This is a genomic window from Thalassospira profundimaris, from assembly GCF_003326675.1.
GTDB lineage: Bacteria > Pseudomonadota > Alphaproteobacteria > Rhodospirillales > Thalassospiraceae > Thalassospira > Thalassospira aquimaris.
Window position 1 is genome coordinate 209,302 of record NZ_JPWF01000008.1, and the last position, 20,672, is coordinate 229,973.

Below are 20,672 nucleotides of genomic sequence, written 5' to 3' on the forward strand. Positions count from 1 at the left end.
CGCAAAGATAAACTCTGCCATTCCAATCAAATTAATAGGTCCTGACCCTAGGATAGCTGAACATCAAAAGACAATTCCCCATTTCGTCGAACGGGCTAATTATCGCATCGGGTCCAGAATGATGTGATCTGGGTCGCAATCAGCCTGCTGATCAGCCCTTTTCGTTGACACGTACCAGATGGACTTCAATCAACGGACGTTTGCCAAGGCGCTGACGCACCGGGCGGCGCAATGCCTGACGAATGGCAAGGATGACAGCTGCATCGTCAAGAACCTCGTCATCATTAAGCTGATCAACGCGGTTGCCGATCTCGGCCGCAAAATGGTCCAGACGCAACTGGTCATCGGGTTCATCAAACAGGCTTGGTGCGGTGATCATTGGTTCATTCACCATTTCACCAAACTGGTTCAGAACCACGGTAACGAACATGACACCGTTCCAGACAATCCGGTTACGGTTACGGATGGTATCGGCATCACGTTTGAGCAACCGACCGCCATCAAGGGCAAGCACCCCGGCATCGGCAACACCAATTACATGCGCCTCGCCCGGTGACAGACGAATGACAGTTCCATCATGGGGAATAACCTGTTCGGGGATCTGGCATTCGGCACCCAGTGCGGCCTGTTCACACAGATGGCGAGTTTCACCATGCACCGGCACAAGAATTTGCGGGCGGGTCAGTTGATACATCCGTGTCAGGTCTTCACGACCCGGATGGCCCGAAACGTGGATTGGCTCATCGCGTGCGGTAATGACCTTGATCCCGCGACGGATCAAAAGGTTCTGGATATAGCCAATCGCCTTTTCATTGCCCGGAATTTCGCGGGCCGAGAATACAACAGTATCACCCGATGCCAGTTCGACCGTCGGGTGATCCCCCTTGGCAATGCGCGACAATGCCGCACGCGGTTCGCCCTGTGAACCTGTACAGATCAGCAACACCTGATCTTTGGGAACTTCCATTGCCTCTTCGTCGGTCAAAAGGTTCGGATATCCGGTCAGATAACCAACTTCGCGCGCGGCCTCGGTCACACGGTTCAGGGAACGCCCGGCCAAACCGACACAACGACCATTTTCATGGGCGGCCTCGATCACCGACTGAACACGGGCAACGTTGGTGGCAAAGCAGGCAACGGCAATGCGCCCCTGCGGATGTTCTGCAAACAAGGTGGCAAGGTTCTTGGCGACTTCGCCTTCTGATCCGGTTTTGCCTTCGGAAAAGACATTGGTGGAATCACAGACTAGTGCCATGACGCCTTCGTCGCCAAGCGCTTCGAGCTTTTTGACATCCGATGCTTCGCCGATCTGCGGATCGGGATCAAATTTCCAGTCACCGGTGTGAACGATCAATCCTTTGGGCGTACGAATAGCAAGTGCATTCGGCTCCAGGATCGAATGGGTCATGGTGACAAATTCGATATCAAAACAACCCAGCTTGAACCGTCCACCAAGCTCGATCACATGGATCGGCACCTGATCGGCAAAATCGGTTTCCGACAATTTGGCCTTAAGGAATTCGGCGGCAAACGGCGTTGCATAAATCGGACATTTCAACCGCGGCCACAAATACGGCACAGCGCCAAGGTGATCTTCATGCGCATGGGTCAGGACAAGACCAAGAAGTTTGTCCTTGCGCTCCTCGATAAAGGACGGGTCGGGCATGACCACATCAACGCCGGGCAGCCCTTCCTCGCCAAAGGACACGCCCATATCAACCATCAGCCACTGATCATCGTAGCCATAAAGGTTCATGTTCATGCCGATTTCGCCGGAACCGCCCAGCGGCACGAACAACACTTCGTCTTTTGGCAAATACAAATCCACGGACGGTATCCCTTTATTTTCGGCACTCAGATCAGGTACGGGAACATCCCCGCCCCGGCGCAAGCCCAATCAGGCCTGTTTTTCGGTCTTGTTGCTGTTACGACGATAGATCATCAACAGACCAAGCATGGTCAGATCGCCATGCAAATGTTCAATTTCATCTACAGCCTTTGCAAACAATGGTGCAAGCCCACCGGTCGCCACGACCTTGATTTGTTCAAAGTTCTGCTGTTGGCGAATACGGGCCAGCAATCCCTCGATCATTGATACATAGCCCCAGTAAACACCGGACTGCATGGCTTCGACCGTGTTTTTCCCGATGATATTACGCGGCGCTTCAATCGCCACCATCGGCAACTGGGCTGCTGCCATATGCAATGCCTTGATCGACAGGTTCACACCGGGCGCAATTACACCGCCCAGATAATCACCGTTGCCATCCACCACATCAAAGGTCGTCGCTGTTCCGAAATCAAGAACCACCAGCGGTCCGCCAAACAATTCATGGGCGGCCACGGCATTCACCAGACGGTCGGCACCGACTTCGCTGGGACGGTCCATGATGATTTTCATGTCAAGATCAACAGCCGGATCGCCAACCACCATCGGCTCGACATTGAAATAACGACGGCACAGGGTCTTAAGGCTGAATTCCGCGGCGGGAACCACCGTGGCGATGATAGCACCTGAAATCGCGTCTGCCGGTACACCGGCAAGCGTAAACAGATGATGCAGCCATACGCCAAGCTCGTCGGCGGTACGTTCGGTGGTGGTTGAACAGCGCCACTGCCCCTTGATGGTATCGCCATCAAAAACGGCAAAGACGATGTTGGTATTTCCGGCGTCAATCGCAAGCAACATGATGCTTACAGGCCTCCGCTATATCGCAAGGTAATCACTGGGATCAGGCAGCAAAGAAAACTTCGCCTGCTCCGATACGGTGTTCGTTACCGTTGTCTTCTCTTAGGACAAGTGAACCATCATCATCAAGTCCGACGAAAGTTCCCGAAAGTTCGCGTTCCGTCAATCGCGCCACAACCGGCTTGCCAATCCCGTATCCACGCAACAGCCAGGCATCGCGAACCGGGGCGAACCCGTCACGCTCCCAGATCGGCAACCAGTGGGCCACACGCCCGACATAGGCCGATACAAGATCATCAACCGACACCGGCGCCCCAAGGGCTGCCAATGATGTCGCAGGCCGTTCGGAATCATCAGGGAAAAAGGCAACATTCACCCCTGCCCCGATCACAAGGTAATCGGTGGCAGATCGGCTGTTGGATGCACTTTCAAGCAGGATACCGCAAATCTTGCGGCCATTGACCATCAGATCATTGGGCCATTTGCAGTCCGGGCGCACCTGATTGCCGGTAACCAGTTCGACAGCCTCGGCCATGGTGACCGCAATCAGAAAAGTCAGTCTTGCGGCGTCAGCTAGCGAACAAGTCGGGCGTAATAGCAAGGAAGAATAAAGATTGCCGACCGGCGAAGACCAGGCACGGCCGCGACGACCGCGACCCGATGTTTGTGTTCTTGCTAGAACAAGGGCGCCACTCTGGGCGCCCTTGTCTGCGAGGCGCTTGGCCTCTTCATTTGTGCTGTCGATCGCTTCCATTTCGTGAAGGTAAAAACCTTCGGGAAGACGGATCGTTCGCGCTGTCATACTTACATTCCGAACAGGGACGCCGCAGCCGCAGCCGCGCTGTCCATCAAAAGGTTCGGGAAGAAGACAAAGGCCAGGATGATGACAGTGGCAACCGCCATAATGACATTCATCTCGGTACCATTGCGATCAAACCCTTCAACCGGCTCGTCGAAATACATGACCTTGATGATGCGCAGATAGTAGTACGCACTGACAACCGAGGTCACGAGACCGATAACAGCAAGCGTCACAAGACCGGCATCGACAGCCGCCTTGAAGACATAGAACTTGCCAAAGAAGCCAGCCAGCGGCGGAATACCTGCCATCGAGAACATCAGGATCGCGGTAATCGCAGCCATCAGCGGCTTGGTTTTGGCAAGACCGGCAAGATCGGTGATCTCTTCGGCCATACGGTCATTGCGACGCATGCACAGGATAACGGCAAAGGTGCCCAGGTTCATGACAAGGTAAATGCCAAGATAAACCAGAATACCGGTGACGCCGTCCTTGGTGCCTGCTGCCAGACCGACAAGCGCGAAACCAACGTGACCAATGGACGAATAAGCCATCAGACGTTTGATGTTTTCCTGACGGAGGGCCGCGAACGAACCAAGTGCCATCGACAGGATCGAAATCAGAACGATGATCTGCTGCCAGTCTTCGACAACACCACCAAACGGGCCGATTGCGACACGGATGAACAATGCAAGACCGGCAATCTTCGGAGCAACCGCAAAGAAGGACGTGACCGGGGTCGGCGCACCTTCATAAACGTCCGGGGTCCACATATGGAACGGAACAGCGGAAACCTTGAAGCAAAGACCTGCAAAGATGAAGGCCATGCCGACCATCGCACCAACCGGCAGGTTACCGGCGGTAAGAACATCTGCAAGGGTGGCAAAGTTGGTGGTGCCGGTGAAACCGTAAACCATCGACATGCCATACAGCAGGATGCCCGACGCGATCGAACCAAGGATGAAGTATTTCAGGCCGGATTCCGTCGAACGCACGGTGTCACGGCGAATTGCAGCAACAACATAAAGTGCAAGCGACTGAAGTTCGAGACCAAGATACAGCGACAACATGTCGGTCGCCGATACCATCGCCATCATGCCAAGCGTGGCAAGGGTGATCAGGATCGGGAACTCGAAACGTGCCATATTTTCACGCTCGGCGAAATTCATCGCCATGATGATGCCGGTTGCAGAACCGATCAGGATCATGACTTTGCAGAACTTGGCAAAGGCATCAGCACTGAACTGGCCAAAGAACGCGGTGCCACCCTCGCCCGTCACCACCAGAATGATGGCGACAAGCTGAACAGCAACGGCCAGCCAGGAAACAGTACGGAACGCTTTGTCCTTGCCGGCGAAAACCCCAAGCATCAACAGCGCCAAGGCAGAAACTGCCATAAAGATTTCGGGCAGTGCGGCCCCGAGGTTGAGCATAGAAACTCCCATGTTCATTCCCCTCAATTCGCGGCCAGCTGGGCGGCGTGTGCCGCTGCAGCCTGTGCCGTTTCGACCTGGTTGACGAGGTTTTCAACCGAAACATGCATGATGTCGAGGAAGGAGACCGGATAGACCCCCATCCACAGAACGATGACCACCAGCGGCGCAAAGATCAGCCATTCACGCGGGCTCAGATCGAGGATGGTTTTCAGGTTCTCTTTGGTGAGTGCCCCGAAAATAATCCGGCGATAGAGATACAGCGCATAAGCCGCCCCAAGGATCAGACCGGTTGCAGCAAAGAATGCAACCCAGGTGTTCGCTTCGAACGCACCCAGCAGTGCCAGGATTTCGCCAACAAAGCCACCCGTCCCCGGAAGACCGACAGACGCCATGGTGAAGAACATGAAGATCAATGCATAGCTCGGCATACGGTGAACAAGACCGCCATAAGCGTCAATTTCACGGGTATGGATGCGGTCATAGACAACGCCAACGCAAAGGAAGAGCGCGCCCGAAACCACACCGTGGCTGAGCATCTGGAAGATCGAACCTTCGATACCATGCTGGTTAAAGGTGAATGCACCGATGGTCACGATACCCATATGGGCGACCGACGAATATGCAATCAGCTTTTTCATGTCCTGCTGGGCCAGTGCGACCAGCGAGGTATAGATGATTGCAACAATCGACAGCGTGAAGACGAGCGGCGCGAAGGTTTCAGATGCCAGCGGCATCATCGGCAGCGAGAAACGCAGGAAACCGTAACCACCCATTTTCAGAAGAACGCCAGCCAGAATAACAGAACCGGCAGTCGGTGCTTCAACGTGGGCATCCGGAAGCCAGGTATGAACCGGCCACATAGGAACCTTAACCGCGAAGGATGCGAAGAACGCCAGCCACAGCCAAAGCTGCATATTATAGCTGAACCCGTGCTCCATCAGGGTCGGAATGTCGGTCGTGCCTGCGTCGAAATACATCGCCAGCAGCGCAACCAGCATCAGGACCGAGCCAAGAAGCGTATAAAGGAACAGCTTGAATGCCGCATAGACACGACGCTGACCGCCCCAGACACCGATGATGATAAACATCGGGATCAGGACGCCTTCGAAGAAGAGATAGAACAGCAGACCGTCAAGCGCGCTGAACATACCGACCATCATCGTTTCAAGAACGAGGAAGGCGATCATGTATTCCTTCACGCGCTTCTGGATTGCTTCCCATGCCGAAAGAATACAAATCGGCGTCAGGAATGTCGCAAGCAGAACGAACAGAACCGAAATTCCGTCAACGCCCATGTGATAGGAAATGTTCAGACCCGGCATCCAGTCCGCCTGTTCGACGAACTGGAAATCTGCGGTCGTTGCATCAAAGTTCACCCACAACATCAAGGAAACGAGGAAGGTGAACCCCGAGGTCCAAAGCGCAACCCAGCGGGAATTGCGGGCAACAGTCGCCTCCTCACCATTGATCAGGAGCAGCAAGGCTGCACCGACCAGCGGCAAGAAGGTGACGATCGAAAGAATTGGCCAATCACTCATCGCCCGTTAACCCATCTTCCAAATTGTGTAGGAGACCAGCGCTGCAATACCGATCAGCATCGCAAATGCATAGTGATAGACGAAACCACTCTGAATGGCGCTGACACGGCGGGCAATGTTACGGCAAGCCGCAGCAACACCATCCGGGCCACAACCATCAATGATGGCACCATCACCCGATTTCCAGAAGCCATAGCCAAGTGCGAAGGCCGGTTTCACGAAAATCTTGTCATAGAGTTCGTCAAAGTACCATTTGTTCAGCGCGAAGCGATACACACCGTTGAAGGTGTTCGCCAGAGTGCGCGGAAGCGACGGAACCAGTTTGTACATCACAAGCGCGATCACAAAGCCGGTAACCATGGCAACAAACGGTGCCAGCTTCACCCAACCCGGAACATGGTGTGCATGCTCGAGCGCAAGGTGGCCTTCGGCCATGAACAGGGCACCATTCCAGAACGCAAGCATTTCCTCGTAGTCGCCACCACCGAACCAGTCTTTTGCAAACCAGCCGGCAAAGATCGCACCAACGGTCAGGAACAGCAGCGGACCGGTCATGACAGCCGGGCTTTCATGAACATGTGCCATGGTACGTTCATCAGCACGCGGAGTGCCGAAGAAGGTCATGAACACCAGACGCCAGCTATAGAACGAGGTCATCAAAGCAGCAAGGATACCAGCCCAGAAGGCATAAAGACCAACACCGGTATGTGCCGCATATGCACTTTCGATCACAAGGTCTTTGGAATAGAAGCCGGCAAGCCCCGGGAAGCCGGTAATGGCAAGCGTACCAACCATCATCACAGCGAAGGTCAGCGGAACCATTTTCCAGATACCGCCCATCTTGCGCATGTCCTGTTCATCAGACATCGCGTGGATGACAGAACCGGCACCAAGGAACAGAAGCGCCTTGAAGAAGCCGTGCGTCATCAGATGGAAAACACCAGCCGAATAAGCCGACACGCCGCAAGCAAAGAACATATAACCGAGCTGCGAACAGGTCGAATATGCAATCACGCGCTTGATGTCGTTCTGTACGCAGCCAACGGTCGCAGCAAAGAACGCTGTGGTCGCACCAACGATGGTGATGATCATCAGGGTGGTTTCGGCATATTCAAAGATCGGCGACAGACGCGCGACCATGAATACACCGGCCGTCACCATGGTTGCCGCGTGAATAAGTGCGGAAACCGGGGTCGGGCCTTCCATTGCGTCCGGAAGCCAGGTGTGCAGACCAAGCTGTGCCGATTTACCCATCGCGCCGATGAACAGCAGGAAGCAGGTAATTTCCAGAGCCGAGAATTCATGGCCCAGGAACATCAGCGTCGTACCGGCAACTTCTTCGGCATTGCCAAAGATGACGTCGAACTGAACGCTGTCAAACAGCACATAGACGGCAAAGATACCAAGTGCGAAACCAAAGTCACCAACACGGTTGACGACGAAAGCCTTGATCGCAGCAGCCGACGCAGACGGTTTGGAATACCAGAAACCGATCAGAAGGTAGGATGCAAGACCAACGCCCTCCCAGCCAAAGAACAGCTGGATCAGGTTGTCAGCAGTAATCAGCATCAACATCGCAAAGGTGAACAGGCTCAGATACGCCATGAAGCGCGGCTTGTCCGGGTCATGCGACATATAACCGATGGAATAGATATGCACCATCGAGGACACGCCGGTCACAACGATCAGCATCACACAGGTCAGCGTATCAATACGCAGGGCCCAGGATGCGTCGAAGCTGCCCGAAGAAATCCAGGTGAACAGTTCGATCGTCTGCGGGTTGCCGCCAAGTGCGACATCCACAAAGGCAAAGATCGAAATGATGAAGGCAATAACAACACCGGCAACGGTGACAAGCTGTGCCACGCGATCGGCCGAAGAAACACCATGATGGTGATGACCATGCGCGTCATGCGGGGCATCTTTCGCGGTCGACATGGCGCCGACCAGCGTGATGGTCCCGGCAATGGCTGCCGCGATCAGGGGCAGGAATACAATCAACGGATACATATCTGCCTTACCCCTTCATCATGTTGATGTCTTCAACCGCGATGGTGCCGCGGTTACGGAAATAGACGACCAGGATCGCCAGACCAATTGCCGCTTCAGCCGCAGCAACCGTCAGAACGAAGATGGTGAAAACCTGTCCAACGAGGTCGCCGAGGAACGACGAGAACGCGACCAGATTGATATTGACCGCCAGCAGCATCAGCTCGATCGACATCATGATGATGATGACGTTCTTGCGGTTCATGAAGATGCCGAAGATCCCGAGTGTGAAAAGGATCGCCGCGACGGTCAGATAATGTGCAAGACCGATTTCCATCAGATCCCCCTTCCGACCGGAACTTTTTTGACTTCAAGCGTATCAGCGCGGTTACGCTTGACCTGCTCGGAGATTTTCTGACGGCGGACACCTTCACGGTGACGCAGCGTCAGGACAATTGCGCCAATCATCGCAACAAGCAGAACCAGACCAGCCGCCTGGAAGATGTATGCGTAATCGGTGTAGATCAGTTGACCGAGTGCTTCGACGTTGGTCAGGCCCGCCGGTGTCGGCTGCGCAAGAACTGCGACCGCCCCGTCCGTCAGCGTCCAACCAGCGCCAACCAGTGCCAGCTCGACGAACAGAACCACTGCTATCAGAACCCCGATCGGCAAGTAGTTCAGGAAACCCTGGCGCATTTCAACAAAGTTGATGTCCAGCATCATCACGACGAACAAGAACAGGACTGCAACGGCGCCGACATAAACGACGACGAGCAGCATGGCGAGAAACTCGGCACCCAGCAGGACGAAAAGTCCGGCTGCGTTAAAGAATGTCAAGATCAGCAACAGTACCGAATGCACCGGGTTGCGAACGGTCACAACCGCAGTCGCGGACAGGACCGCGACGGTAGCAAACAGGTAAAAAGCCAAAGCCTGTACGACCATAAGGTACCCCCTTGGCGAACCGTTGCCGCCCTACTGGCTGACAACGGCCCATGAACTCTCTTTCTAACGATCAGACGCGACACTTACCGATAAGGTGCGTCTGCCTCCAATCGTGCAGCAAGCTCGGCTTCCCAGCGCTCGCCGTTTGCCAGCAGCTTGTCCTTGTCATAGAACAGCTCCTCGCGGTTTTCGGTTGCGAACTCGAAGTTCGGACCTTCGACGATGGCATCTACCGGGCAGGCTTCTTCGCAGAAACCACAATAGATGCATTTCGTCATATCAATGTCGTAGCGGGTTGTACGACGCGAACCATCGTCACGCGGCTCTACTTCGATGGTAATGGCCTGTGCCGGGCAGATTGCTTCGCAAAGTTTACATGCAATGCAACGCTCTTCCCCGTTCGGGTAACGGCGCAGTGCGTGCTCACCACGGAAACGCGGGCTCAGCGGGCCTTTTTCATACGGGTAGTTCAGCGTCACTTTCGGCTTGAACATGTATTTCAAGGTGAGCGCCATACCCGATACGAGTTCCGCGAGCAGGAAGCTCCGGGCCGTCCGATCAATAAATGACATCGTTTACCTCTCTCTTTCCGATGCGCGGCGATCAGGCCGGGACCTTGTCAAAAACAACGAGGAACGTGGCAACCAGCATGACCCATGCGAAAGACAGCGGCAGGAAGATTTTCCAGCCCAGACGCATCAGTTGGTCATAACGGTAACGCGGGAAGGTTGCACGGACCCACAGGAAGATGAACAGAACGAAACAGATCTTCAGAATGAACCAGATCGCCCCCGGGATGAATTCAAGGAACGGCAACGGCGCGCTCCAGCCACCCAGGAACAGAATGGCGCAAAGGCCACTCATCAGGATCATGTTCGCGTATTCACCCAGGAAGAACAGCGCAAAGGTCATTGCCGAATAATCGACGTTGTAACCCGAAACCAGTTCTGCTTCCGCTTCAGGAAGGTCAAACGGTGCGCGGTTGGTTTCTGCCAGGATGGACACGATGAAGATGATGAACATCGGGAAGTGATAAACAAAGTTCCACTCCCACATGCCGCCGGTCTGGCCGCGGACGATGTCGCTCAGGTTCAAGGAACCGGTGGTCAACAGAACCGAAATGATGATCAGGCCAATCGAAATCTCGTACGAAACCATCTGCGCGCCGGAACGCAGCGCGCCAAGGAATGCGTATTTGGAGTTCGATGCCCAACCGGCCATCACGATGCCGTAAACACCCAGCGAAGAAATCGCGAAGATATAAAGGATACCAACGTTCAAATCTGCCAGAACCATGCCTTCGTCGAACGGGATAACCGCCCAGGCGATGATTGCCAGAATGAAAGTCAGCATCGGGGCGATGATAAACACGCCCTTGTTCGCGCTGCTCGGAATGATTGTTTCTTTCAGAAACAGCTTCAGACCATCAGCGAGCGGCTGCAGAAGGCCGAACGGCCCCACAACGTTCGGGCCTTTACGGAGCTGAATAGCACCGATGACCTTACGCTCGGCGTAGGTCAGATAGGCGACAGCGACCAGTAGCGGGACCACAATCGCCAAAATTTTGGCGACGATCCAGACTAGCGGTTCAATATATCCGTCCCAAAGAAGTTCCATCGGTCAAACCGTATCTTTTGCGTTTCGTCCCAGAATTGGGACACCCCCTAGCGGGACGGGCGACGCGTGAACGCCGCCCATCTTACTCAGGCAACCTTCTCGGCAGCCGCATCCTTAACAAAGGCCTCAGTACATTTGGCCATCGTTACCGATGCACGGCTGATCGGGTCGGTCATATAGAAATTGCGAACCGGCGATACGAAACCTTCCGATTTCATTTCACCTGCTTTACCGAAATCGGTCCATTCTGCCTTGGACGGAACGTTCAGCGACGCGAAGGTCGGGCTGATTTCCACCATGCGGGCACGAACAGCATCGATGTTGTTGTACGGCAGGGTCTGGTCAAGGGCACCCGAAAGTGCGCGAACAATTGCCCAGTCCTCACGCGCGTCACCAACCGGGAAGATCGCACGCCAGCCCTGCTGGGCGCGGCCTTCGGTGTTGACATACGTGCCGTTCTTTTCGGTATAGGCAGCACCCGGCAGAATAATGTCTGCCGCCTGTGCACCGGCATCACCCATGGCACCCTGGTAAATGACAAATGCCTTTTCCAGTTTGCTCATATCGACTTCGTCTGCACCAAGAAGATAGACAACTTCGACGTCGCCTTTGGCAGCGGCATCAAGGATGTCATTGGTTGCAAGACCGCCCTCACCCGGGACAAAGCCCAGATCAAGGCCGCCAACACGCGATGCTGCGGTGTGCAGAACGTTGAAACCGTTCCATTCACCGGAAAGCATGCCGAATTTCTCGGCAATCGCGCGGGTAGCTGCCAGAACGGCGTCGCCATCTTCACGGTTCAGCGCGCCCATTCCGACGATGATCATCGGCTTTTCGGCGGCTTCGAGAACCTTGGCGAAATCGTTCTTGCCTTCAAGAATTTCAGAAAGGGTGTCCGGGCCTGCACCAAGATAATCGTTCTTGTAGGTCGGATCCCATTTTTCGCCGATGATGCCAACTTTGAAATCACCAGCCGTCGAACGCCAGCGCTTGCGCAGGCGGGAATTGATGATCGGCGCTTCGGCACGGATGTTTGCACCGACGATCAGGCAGGCATCTGCCTCGTCAATACCGGCAATCGTGCTGTTGAAGATATAGGAACCACGCGGGCCACCGATCTTCGAACCGTCCTGACGGCAATCAAGGTTCGGGGAACCCAATTTACCCATCAGGTCTTTGAGCGCGGTCATTGCTTCGCAATCAACCGTGTCACCAGCAAGGGCGGCAATCTTTTTGCCATCCAGACCGGAAACCTTTGCCTTGATCGCAGCGAATGCCTCGTCCCAGCTTGCCGGGGCAAGCTTGCCGTTTACACGGACATACGGACGGTCAAGGCGCTGACGCTTCAGGCCATCAATGGCGTAACGGGTTTTATCCGAAATCCATTCTTCGTTGATGTCTTCGTTCGTACGCGGAAGAACACGAAGAACTTCGGCGGTACGGGCATCAATGCGGATATTCGAACCAACCGCATCCATGACGTCGATGCTATCGGTCTTTTTCAGTTCCCAAGGACGTGCAGTGAACGCATACGGCTTGGAGGTCAAGGCACCGACCGGGCAAAGATCAATCAGGTTCCCCGAAAGTTCGGAGTTGATTGATGCTTCGATATACGGTCCGACCTCGGTGTCCTCGCCACGGTAAACAGCACCCATGGTGCCGACACCGGCGACTTCCTCGGAGAAGCGAACGCAACGGGTGCAGTGAATGCAACGGGTCATGATCGTTTTGACGATCGGGCCCAGTTCCTTGTCTTTCACTGCACGCTTTTTCTCGGCGTAACGTGAAGAGTCAAAACCATAGGCCATGGCCTGGTCCTGAAGGTCACATTCACCACCCTGGTCACAAATCGGGCAATCCAGCGGATGGTTGATCAGCAGGAATTCCATCACGCCATTGCGTGCTTTTTTGACCAGATCGGAATCGGTTTTGATCACCATTCCATCTGCCGCAGGCATGGCACAGGACGCGACCGGCTTGGGCGCGCGTTCCATTTCAACCAGGCACATACGGCAGTTGCCGGCGATTGACAGGCGTTCGTGATAGCAGAAACGCGGGATTTCCTTACCGGCCTCTTCACAGGCCTGAAGGACTGTCGCCCCGGCTTCTACTTCAACTTCAATACCGTCAACTGTTAGTTTCGGCATGTCTCAATCCCTCTCAACAGGCCCCTCTCAGGCCGCGATCCGTGCGCGATATTCCTTGATCCGACGTTCCATTTCGGGACGGAAATGACGGATAAGGCCCTGAATCGGCCATGCGGCAGCATCGCCAAGCGCACAAATGGTATGGCCCTCGACCTGTTTGGTCACATCCCACAACAGATCAATTTCATCAAGCGTGGCCTGACCACGGACCATGCGTGCCATCATACGCATCATCCAACCGGTACCTTCACGGCACGGCGTGCACTGACCACAGCTTTCATGCTTGTAGAATTCCGAAAGACGCGCGATCGCGTAGACAATGTCGGTCGACTTGTCCATGACGATCACGGCAGCCGTTCCAAGACCCGACCCCACTTCACGCAGGCCATCGAAATCCATCAGAACGTTGTCGCAGACATCTTTGGGCATCAACGGAACCGACGAACCGCCCGGAATAACCGCAAGAAGGTTGTCCCAGCCACCACGGACACCGCCGCAATGCTTTTCGATCAGTTCTTTAAGCGGAATGCTCATTGCTTCTTCAACGGTGCACGGCTTTTCGACGTGACCGGAAATCGCAAACAGCTTGGTACCGTGGTTGTTTTCACGGCCGAAACCGGCAAACCACGAACCGCCACGACGCAGGATGGTCGGAACCGCTGCGATACTTTCAACGTTGTTCACCGTGGTCGGGCAGCCATAAAGACCGGCATTTGCCGGGAATGGCGGCTTAAGACGCGGCTGACCTTTTTTACCTTCGATACTCTCGATCAGGGCGGTTTCTTCGCCACAGATGTAAGCACCGGCACCAAGATGCAGGTAAAGGTCAAAGTCCCAGCCAGAACCACAGGCGTTTTTACCGATCAGACCCGCTTCATAAGCTTCGTCAATCGCACGCTGAAGGTTGGAAGCCTCGTGGTAAAACTCACCACGAATATAGATGTAGGCCGCATGTGCATTCATCGCAAAGCTGGCAAGAAGGCAACCTTCAACCAGGGTATGCGGATCATTGCGCATGATTTCGCGGTCTTTACAGGTGCCCGGTTCGCCTTCGTCGGCATTGACGACGAGGTAGCTCGGACGACCATCCGATTCTTTGGGCATGAACGACCATTTAAGGCCGGTCGGGAAGCCTGCACCCCCGCGACCACGCATACCGGATGCTTTCATCTCGTCGATGATCCAGTCGCGGCCTTTTTCGATCAACGCCTTGGTACCATCCCAGTTGCCACGGGACTGCGCGCCTTTAAGGCCGAAATCCTGGAAACCATACAGGTTGGTAAAGATACGATCCTTATCTTGCAGCATATCAGGCGTCCCCTTCGCTTGCATCAGCATCCTGCGGGGCTGCACCGCAGCCACAGAATGCCTTCAGAACCTTCGGACCGCCCAACGGTTCGCACCCTTTACGGCCGATCTGCGGGCCGGCTTTCGGCTTTTCGCCCTTTTTCAGGGCATCAAGGATCGCCTTGGTCGATTCCGCTGTCAGGTCTTCGTAATAATCGTCGTTAATCTGCATCATCGGCGCGTTCACACACGCACCAAGGCATTCAACTTCGATCAACGTGAACTGACCGTCTTCGGTGGTATCGCCGATGCCGATGCCGAGTTCCTTTTTGCAGGTATCGACAACGTCGGCAGAACCGCGAAGCCAGCACGGCGTCGTGGTGCAAACCTGGATGAAGTTCTTACCCACCGGGGCAAGGTTATACATCGTATAGAAGGTTGCGACCTCGTAGACGCGAATGGCCGGCATTTCGAGCATGTCTGCAATGTAATCCATTGCAATGGTCGGAACCCAGTTACCTTCGGTCTGACGCTGTGCCAGATCAAGCAACGGCATGACCGCGCTCTGCTGGCGGCCTTCCGGATACTTGGCGATGATCTTGTTTGCCCGCTCCAGATTTTCTGGAGTGAAAGCAAAGCTGGTCGGTTGAAGCTCTTTCGGAGCTGGTCTTCTCAAATGGCTCATCGGTCAATCTCACCGAACACGATATCTAGCGACCCGATATTGGCAACGACGTCGGCCAGCATGTGACCTTTCGACATAAAGTCGATGCCCTGAAGGTGCGGGAACCCGGGTGCGCGAATTTTGCAGCGATACGGACGGTTCGAGCCATCCGACACAAGATACACACCAAACTCCCCTTTCGGTGCCTCGACCGCGGCATAGCATTCGCCAGCCGGAACGTGGAAACCTTCGGTGAAGAGTTTGAAGTGATGGATCAGGGCTTCCATCGAACGCTTCATATCGGCGCGCGACGGCGGTGCCACCTTGTTATTTTCAACAATAACAGGACCATCTGGCATGTTTTTGATGGCCTGCTTGATGATTTTCAGCGACTGCCACATCTCTTCGAAGCGGACAAGGAAGCGGTCATAGCAATCGCCGTTCTTGCCAACCGGAATGTCGAAGTCGAATTCTTCGTAAGAGTCATAGGGCTGCGACTTACGCAGATCCCATGCCAGACCGGATGCACGAATGTTCGGACCGGTGAAGCCCCAGTCAAGCGCCTCTTCCGCACTCACGATACCGATATCAACCGTACGCTGTTTGAAGATACGGTTGCCGGTCAGAACGCGGTCAAAGTCCTTGAGGAAGATGTCATACTGATCCGCCCAGGCATCGATGTCTTCAAGAAGACCAGCCGGAAGATCAGCCGCAACACCGCCCGGACGGAAATAGTTGGCGTGAAGACGGGCGCCACAGGCACGCTCATAGAATTCCATGAGCTTTTCACGTTCTTCAAAGCCCCACAGAAGCGGGGTCATCGCACCAACGTCCAGTGCGAACGCGGTCAGGTTCAGAATGTGGTTCAGAATACGACCGATTTCCGCATAGAGAACACGGATATACTGACCACGTTTGGGAACTTCGATCCCCATAAGCTTTTCGATGGCCAGGCAATAAGCATGTTCCTGGTTCATCGGCGCAACATAGTCGAGACGGTCGAAATACGGGGTCGCCTGAATATAGCTCTTATATTCGATCAGCTTTTCCGTACCACGATGCAGAAGACCAATATGCGGGTCGGAACGTTCGACGACTTCGCCGTCCATTTCCAGAACCAAACGCAGAACGCCGTGCGCCGCAGGGTGCTGCGGGCCGAAGTTCATGGTCATATTTTTGATTTTTTGTTCGGACATCAGGCGTTGCCCTCCGCCTTTTCATCACCCGGAAGGACATTCTGGATGCCTTCCCACGGGCTTTCGAAATCGAAATTACGGAAATCCTGGACCAGTTTTACCGGTTCGTAGACGACGCGCTTCTGCTCATCATCGTAACGAACTTCAACATAACCGGTCAGCGGGAAATCCTTGCGCAGCGGATGACCTTCGAAACCATAGTCGGTCAGAATACGGCGGGGATCCGGATGATCGGCAAAGAAGATACCGTACATGTCCCACGCTTCGCGCTCGAACCAGTCGGCGGCGCTGAAAACAGGAACGCTGCTTGGTACCGGGGTTTCTTCGTCGGTACGGACCTTAACACGGATGCGCAGGTTATGTTTAAGCGACAGCAGGTGGTAAACCACGTCGAAACGTTCTGCACGTTCCGGATAGTCTGCACCACAAACGTCGATAAGCTGCTTGAACAAGCAGCCCGTATCGTCCCGAAGGAAGGTCAGAACTTTAAGAATATCATCGCGCTTTGCGACGATGGTCAGCTCGCCGTAACGAATCTCGCTTTCGAGGATTTCGTTGGCCAGCTGGGACACCACAAGATCTTTAAGATCATTCAATGCGGCGCTGTTATCGCTGAGCAGTTCGCTCATGCAAGCCCCCTCTTACGGATCAGCGTGTCAGGACACCAGTACGGCGGATTTTCTTTTGCAACTGCATCACGCCGTAAATCAGCGCTTCGGCTGTCGGCGGGCAACCCGGAACATAAACGTCAACCGGGACAACACGGTCACAACCGCGAACCACCGAATAGGAATAGTGATAGTAACCGCCGCCATTGGCGCACGAACCCATCGAAATAACCCAGCGCGGCTCTGCCATCTGGTCATAGACCTTACGCAGTGCCGGGGCCATTTTGTTGGTAAGTGTACCAGCAACGATCATCACGTCTGACTGACGCGGGCTTGGACGGAACACCAGACCATAACGGTCAAGGTCGTAACGCGACGCAGCCGAATGCATCATCTCAACAGCACAGCAGGCAAGACCGAAAGTCATCGGCCAAAGGGAACCGGTGCTAGCCCAGCTTGCAAGCTTGTCGAGATTGGCAAGGACAAAGCCCTTGTCATTCATCTCGTCAAACACGCCCTTAAGCAGTGCATCCTGATCCGTACCGGGTGCCAGGGGTGCGCCTGTATTGGTGCTCACTCCCATTCCAAAGCTCCCTTCTTCCATTCATAGATAAATCCGACCGTCAAAACAGCCAGGAAGATCACCATCGATACAAAGCCGAAAGTCCCGATATCACCGAGGGTAACAGCCCACGGGAACAGGAAGGCGACTTCGAGGTCGAAAATAATGAACAAGATTGCGACCAGATAGAACCGAACGTCGAACTTGATACGCGCATCTTCGAACGGCGCGAACCCGCACTCGTATGCGGACAGTTTCTCAACATCCGGTGCCTGCTTGGCAAGAACCAGCGACGCGATGACGATTACCGCCGAAAGACCGACGGCGATCCCGATGAATACCAGGATCGGAAGATATTCCGAAAGAAGCTCTTGCATCTCTCTGACCTCTCAAGAACAGGCCTTGTGACCCGACCAGGTCCCCACCTGGCCCATTACGGCGCACCATAACGTATGCACCGCACAAGTTCCAGCCCTCAAGCAGGATTAAGCTGCTCTAAGACCGGAAACTTTCTAATCTTTTTGCCGTTTACTATCGTCCGATATCGGGGCGCATGTCGTGATGATCAAGACCCTGCCCTGCGAAGCAGCATTAGCAACACATGAAAAGGCGATCGCGGAAAAGACGAAACGCCCGACAAAAGACAACAGATGATCGGTCATGGCGCGAGTGACGGGACTTGAACCCGCGGCCTCCGGCGTGACAGGCCGGCGCTCTAACCAACTGAGCTACACCCGCAAATGACCATCAATCGGCGGGCCTTTGTTAGACCACCCCCAAAACCAAGTCAAGCAGCTAGCAGTGTTTTCAACCCTTTCGACAATTGGAGCCGCCAACATCGCGCTTTGAAACGCATTTTTCGGTCTCTTTTGTACTGATTCCAACAAATCCGTACATTTTGTGCGGTCTATACATGTGGGTCTTTGCAAAGACGCGTCGGCTTTTATAGAATTGTTGACAAATTCCTCCTATCTTACGGTGCGATAGGGGCAAGTCTTGCATCACCGTTTAAATGCAAGATCAGAGTCATTAGGACGGAGAAGACCACCCGTGGGGCGCGTTAAAGAAGAATACAGATCTCTGGCCGGACCGGAAAAGGCAGCGATTCTCATGCTTGCTCTTGGGGAAGAGCACGCGACCAAGATGTTCAGCATGATGGATGACGAGGAAATCAAAGAGATTTCGCAGACCATGTCAGGCCTTGGCACCATCAGCTCCAACATCGTTGAACGTCTGTTTGTTGAATTCGCCGATCAGCTTTCTTCGACTGGCTCTCTGGTCGGTTCGTTTGACACCACAGAACGCCTGCTGTCCAAGGTTCTGCCTGAAGACCGCGTTAACGGCATCATGGAAGAGATCCGCGGCCCTGCGGGTCGCACCATGTGGGACAAGCTGAACAACGTTAACGAAGCCGTCCTTGCGAACTATCTGAAAAACGAATACCCGCAGACTGTTGGCGTGGTGCTGTCGAAACTCAAACCGGGTCACTCGGCATCGGTTCTGTCGCTTCTTCCTGAAAACTTCTCGATGGAAGTCATCATGCGTATGTTGCGCATGGAAGCAGTTCAGAAAGAAGTCCTCGACAATATCGAAAAGACTCTGCGTACCGAATTCATGTCGAACCTTGCGCGTGGCTCGCGCGGCGACAACCACGAACTGATGGCCGACATCTTCAACAGCCTTGATCGCCAAAGCCAGGATCGCTTCCTGACGGCGCTTGAAGAACGCAACCGTGACTCGGCTGAAAAGATCAAAGCCCTTATGTTCACCTTCGAAGACCTTGCGCGTCTCGACAACAACGGTGTTCAGACCCTTCTGCGTCAGGTCGAAAAAGACAAACTCGCCCTTGCGCTCAAAGGCTCCACCGATCAGATGCGCGATCTGTTCTTCAAGAACATGTCCGAACGTGCCGGCAAGATGATGAAAGAAGACATGGACGCATTGGGTCCGGTCCGCCTGTCAGATGTCGAAGAGTCGCAAATGATGATCGTTCAGCTGGCCAAGGAACTGGCAGCACAGGGCCAGATCGTTATTTCCGAAGGCAGCGGCGAAGACGAAATGGTTTATTAGGCTGCTTTTCAAGCCGCACACAGACACCGAATACAGAAAGGGACAGCATTTGCTGTCCCTTTGTCATTTCAAAGCACGCTATCCCTGCCCTAACCGATAATCACGTTGGGCACCGGGTCAGTAATCGATTTGATTTCCCAACGCAGACGGTTCTGACCACCAACTTCCTTGAACTCGGCTGCGTTGTGGCTGCGGATGCCTGCCGTGGTCCGGAATTCAATCTTGCCGGTCATCTGATAGCCAAGGGCATTCAATTTGTCCTGATACTGATCAGGGACAAAACCGCCACGGATTTCGACCGTGTTGCGTTCCTTGTGGAAAAACATCTCAAGAATGCGGGATTGGCGGCGCACGAAGACAAAGCTTTTTTCGCGCATGATATTGCCGCGACGCTCATAGACGACGTTAAACACACCACGACCGCCATATGTAATTTGCCTGAAACCCGAATCGCGTTTCAAATCGGCCAGAACCTTTGCGACCTTTTCCTTTTCAGCATCCACATCCAGGCTCTTGTCCAAAAGGCCCTGGGTAATGGTTGGCTGCACCAGCATCCCGCGATAGCTCAGCCGGTAATCTCCATTGCGCTCCATCGACAGATCAATGTTGAAGGCCTCGGGCAAATAGCAACTGGTCAGGAACAGCGGAACACACAGCACAAGCACCAAACGCCGCAAATGCGGTGCCATGCTGGCAATATGTTCAACAAACTGATTTTTCATCATGCGGTTCCTGATCTTGATGTCTTTGGCCTTAACAGTGCCCGCCTGATCAGCAAGCGTCAACTTTTACAGCGCGTTACCAGCCCTACCTCCAACCAATGTGAGAAGGCCATCACTTATAGCGCTCACAGTCCCCACTGACTTCCAGATCAGCAACCAGGCAATTGCCCGCCCCAACAGCCCTAGAAGCCCACGCAGATGCAATAAATGTAATTTGTTACAGGACAGCGAAAACAAGCCCAAACGCCCTGCAGGACGATTTGACGCGCCGCAACGAGCATTGCAGCAAGCATGGTCACGACAATGACTGAGGATGTGAACCGGATGGGGAAATACAGAAATGAAAAAAGGCAGCCTTTAAGGCTGCCTTTTTCATGGTGGGTGATGAGAGATTCGAACTCCC

At 54.2% G+C, this 20,672-nt stretch carries 20 protein-coding genes and 1 tRNA gene; 1 reads left to right on the top strand and 20 read right to left on the bottom strand.

The genetic code is table 11. The annotated features are described in order from the left end of the window. Positions 1 to 151: 151 nt before the first annotated feature. The 18 genes from TH19_RS13745 to TH19_RS13830 form a co-directional block, all read right to left on the bottom strand. Positions 152 to 1,828 carry a ribonuclease J gene (locus TH19_RS13745; RefSeq protein ID WP_181846413.1) on the bottom strand — a complete coding sequence of 559 codons (1,677 nt, stop codon included), beginning with the start codon at positions 1,826 to 1,828 and terminating at the stop codon, positions 152 to 154. Positions 1,829 to 1,897: 69 nt separating this feature from the next. Next, positions 1,898 to 2,689, bottom strand: coding sequence for a type III pantothenate kinase (locus tag TH19_RS13750; protein WP_114102923.1), 792 nt, complete (start codon positions 2,687 to 2,689; stop codon positions 1,898 to 1,900). Positions 2,690 to 2,732: 43 nt separating this feature from the next. Beyond that, entirely contained in the window at positions 2,733 to 3,491 is a 759-nt protein-coding gene (locus TH19_RS13755) for a biotin--[acetyl-CoA-carboxylase] ligase (protein ID WP_114102924.1), read from the bottom strand. Positions 3,492 to 3,493: 2 nt separating this feature from the next. Continuing rightward, the gene (gene nuoN / locus TH19_RS13760; RefSeq protein ID WP_404969486.1) at positions 3,494 to 4,933 is read right to left on the bottom strand and encodes an NADH-quinone oxidoreductase subunit NuoN; all 1,440 of its coding nucleotides are present in this window, start codon (positions 4,931 to 4,933) and stop codon (positions 3,494 to 3,496) included. 11 nt (positions 4,934 to 4,944) lie between these two features. Then, a complete protein-coding gene (locus TH19_RS13765; RefSeq protein ID WP_114102926.1) occupies positions 4,945 to 6,462 on the bottom strand; it encodes an NADH-quinone oxidoreductase subunit M in 1,518 nt (505 codons plus the stop codon). Between the two features lie 6 nt (positions 6,463 to 6,468). Continuing rightward, a complete protein-coding gene (gene nuoL / locus TH19_RS13770) occupies positions 6,469 to 8,472 on the bottom strand; it encodes an NADH-quinone oxidoreductase subunit L (RefSeq protein WP_114102927.1) in 2,004 nt (667 codons plus the stop codon). A 7-nt stretch (positions 8,473 to 8,479) separates the two neighbouring features. Then, positions 8,480 to 8,788, bottom strand: a complete 309-nt coding sequence (nuoK, locus tag TH19_RS13775; RefSeq protein ID WP_007089416.1) for an NADH-quinone oxidoreductase subunit NuoK — start codon at positions 8,786 to 8,788, stop codon at positions 8,480 to 8,482. Further along, positions 8,788 to 9,396, bottom strand: coding sequence for an NADH-quinone oxidoreductase subunit J (locus tag TH19_RS13780; RefSeq protein ID WP_114102928.1), 609 nt, complete (start codon positions 9,394 to 9,396; stop codon positions 8,788 to 8,790). Before TH19_RS13780 ends, nuoK begins: the two co-directional genes overlap by 1 nt. An 83-nt stretch (positions 9,397 to 9,479) precedes the next feature. Next, on the bottom strand, positions 9,480 to 9,968 hold the full coding sequence (gene nuoI / locus TH19_RS13785) for an NADH-quinone oxidoreductase subunit NuoI (protein ID WP_068518918.1): 489 nt from the start codon (positions 9,966 to 9,968) through the stop codon (positions 9,480 to 9,482). 31 nt (positions 9,969 to 9,999) lie between these two features. After that, positions 10,000 to 11,013, bottom strand: coding sequence for an NADH-quinone oxidoreductase subunit NuoH (gene nuoH / locus TH19_RS13790; RefSeq protein WP_114102929.1), 1,014 nt, complete (start codon positions 11,011 to 11,013; stop codon positions 10,000 to 10,002). 86 nt (positions 11,014 to 11,099) lie between these two features. Further along, complete coding sequence (gene nuoG, locus TH19_RS13795; protein ID WP_114102930.1) at positions 11,100 to 13,160, bottom strand: NADH-quinone oxidoreductase subunit NuoG; 2,061 nt, start codon at positions 13,158 to 13,160, stop codon at positions 11,100 to 11,102. Positions 13,161 to 13,187: 27 nt separating this feature from the next. Then, the gene (nuoF, locus tag TH19_RS13800; protein ID WP_114102955.1) at positions 13,188 to 14,468 is read right to left on the bottom strand and encodes an NADH-quinone oxidoreductase subunit NuoF; all 1,281 of its coding nucleotides are present in this window, start codon (positions 14,466 to 14,468) and stop codon (positions 13,188 to 13,190) included. A 1-nt stretch (position 14,469) separates the two neighbouring features. Next, the gene (gene nuoE / locus TH19_RS13805) at positions 14,470 to 15,132 is read right to left on the bottom strand and encodes an NADH-quinone oxidoreductase subunit NuoE (protein ID WP_114102931.1); all 663 of its coding nucleotides are present in this window, start codon (positions 15,130 to 15,132) and stop codon (positions 14,470 to 14,472) included. Continuing rightward, positions 15,129 to 16,307, bottom strand: coding sequence for an NADH-quinone oxidoreductase subunit D (locus TH19_RS13810; RefSeq protein WP_114102932.1), 1,179 nt, complete (start codon positions 16,305 to 16,307; stop codon positions 15,129 to 15,131). Before TH19_RS13810 ends, nuoE begins: the two co-directional genes overlap by 4 nt. Further along, complete coding sequence (locus TH19_RS13815; protein ID WP_181846414.1) at positions 16,307 to 16,936, bottom strand: NADH-quinone oxidoreductase subunit C; 630 nt, start codon at positions 16,934 to 16,936, stop codon at positions 16,307 to 16,309. The genes TH19_RS13810 and TH19_RS13815 overlap by 1 nt, the downstream gene beginning before the upstream one ends. A 19-nt stretch (positions 16,937 to 16,955) precedes the next feature. Beyond that, positions 16,956 to 17,498: a NuoB/complex I 20 kDa subunit family protein gene (locus tag TH19_RS13820; RefSeq protein ID WP_114097350.1), complete on the bottom strand. Its 543-nt coding sequence runs from the start codon at positions 17,496 to 17,498 to the stop codon at positions 16,956 to 16,958. Beyond that, positions 17,489 to 17,854, bottom strand: coding sequence for an NADH-quinone oxidoreductase subunit A (locus TH19_RS13825; protein ID WP_008891231.1), 366 nt, complete (start codon positions 17,852 to 17,854; stop codon positions 17,489 to 17,491). Before TH19_RS13825 ends, TH19_RS13820 begins: the two co-directional genes overlap by 10 nt. A gap of 284 nt (positions 17,855 to 18,138) precedes the next feature. Continuing rightward, a tRNA-Asp gene (locus TH19_RS13830) sits at positions 18,139 to 18,215 on the bottom strand. A gap of 312 nt (positions 18,216 to 18,527) precedes the next feature. Between TH19_RS13830 and fliG the strand changes: the two genes are divergently transcribed. Then, complete coding sequence (fliG, locus tag TH19_RS13835) at positions 18,528 to 19,547, top strand: flagellar motor switch protein FliG (protein WP_114097349.1); 1,020 nt, start codon at positions 18,528 to 18,530, stop codon at positions 19,545 to 19,547. A gap of 89 nt (positions 19,548 to 19,636) precedes the next feature. On the opposite strand, the gene TH19_RS13840 is transcribed toward fliG, so the two are convergent. Next, complete coding sequence (locus tag TH19_RS13840) at positions 19,637 to 20,269, bottom strand: hypothetical protein (RefSeq protein ID WP_258547962.1); 633 nt, start codon at positions 20,267 to 20,269, stop codon at positions 19,637 to 19,639. Between the two features lie 182 nt (positions 20,270 to 20,451). Then, positions 20,452 to 20,672, bottom strand: a 221-nt coding sequence (locus TH19_RS22940) for a hypothetical protein (protein WP_220151740.1), incomplete at its 5' end; no start/stop codon positions are given.